Annotated in this window: 1 protein-coding gene; it reads right to left on the bottom strand. The window is 64.4% G+C overall.

Going from position 1 to position 1,237, the window contains the following annotated elements; genetic code table 11:
* Positions 1 to 1,123 (bottom strand): phage/plasmid primase, P4 family (locus tag BJF77_RS02895; protein WP_222844956.1); only part of this gene is annotated, 1,123 nt, incomplete at its 3' end.
* Positions 1,124 to 1,237 lie beyond the last annotated feature (114 nt).

The raw sequence follows: 1,237 nt of genomic DNA, 5'->3' as shown, positions 1-1,237 counted from the left end.
CCCGGTACGTCGACGCGAGGGCGGGCATCGACTTCCTGAACGAGTCGGGCCCGTCGTACGCCGGGTTGAACCAGTCCTTGAGGTCGTAGTTCGCGATGAGCGTCTCCGACCGGTCCATCCGACCACCGGGCCGGACGGCCTTGGCGAACTCCCAGTCGTCGTTCGTCGCCATCACGTCGCTGAGCTTCTTCAAGAAGGCCGTCTTGCTGAGAGCCGAGCCCGACGGGTTCGTCTTCTTCCACCATGCCGCGAACAGGTCGTAGAGGAACGCGACCGGCAGCAGGTCCCAGACGAACACATCGCCGAACTCCTCCCAGAACGCCAGCGCCGGGTCGTTCTCGACCATCACCTCGGCCTTGAGATCCAGCACCGCCTGCGGTTCGCGGACGCGCTCGTAGTTCATCGTCAGCACGCGGTGCACGACGTACTCGAGCACCTCCTGGCGGCCCAGGTAGTCCTTCTTGATCTCAGGACGCTCGCCCTCGGTGAAGTTACAGAGCATTGGCACGAACAGCCAGCGACGGAACATCGAATACGTCCCGTCCTTGAAGCGAGGCAGTTCGTTGAGCGGCTCGAAGACCAGCCCGCGGAACAGGTACGTGATCGGATCCTTGAACTTCGCGTTGATCGGGAACGTGTCGCCGGTCGCCACGCTCTTGAGTACCGAGAGGTCCTTGTAATAAGCACCCACCTCGTTCTCGTCGCCGAGCACCGCCACGGCGCCGATCATCTGCGACGTGTGATATTCCTTCTCGAAATCGGAGATCGACAGGTTCGGCGCGTACGCCGGCCCGCCGCAGAGGTTGCTCAGCAGCCGGCTGAGCGTCCCCTTGCCGTTCCGGCCCTTTCCGTAGGGCGCGACGATCCTGCCCCCCAGCACGGACGGCCGGAAGAGGCCCCCGACGACTTCCCAGAGCATCTCGACGAGGTCCTTGTCCCCGTCCACCGTGAGGCTCCGCATCCACGACTCGGGGTCCCAGACCTCACCATCGCTCATGGTGATCTTCGGCAGCGGGGCGTCCGGCACCCACCTGACCGGGAAGCGGCGGACGAACGGGCGATCGGGTGAGTGCAGAAGCAGCTCCTTGGTCCTCCAGTCCAAGACGCCATTCTCGAACGGCATCAGATGCTCCTCCGCGCACTCCGTGACCCACTCCGCTCCCGTGCGCAGCCTGTTCCTCACCTCAACCACGCCCCTGCTGTCGACCGTAGGCTCGAGGTAGTGGACGAGTCGCGT

This window comes from Kocuria sp. CNJ-770 (assembly GCF_001942375.1).
GTDB classification, from domain to species: domain Bacteria; phylum Actinomycetota; class Actinomycetes; order Actinomycetales; family Micrococcaceae; genus Kocuria; species Kocuria oceani.
Note: the sequence above shows the minus strand (reverse complement) of the source record. Positions and strands in the feature narration are given on the sequence as shown.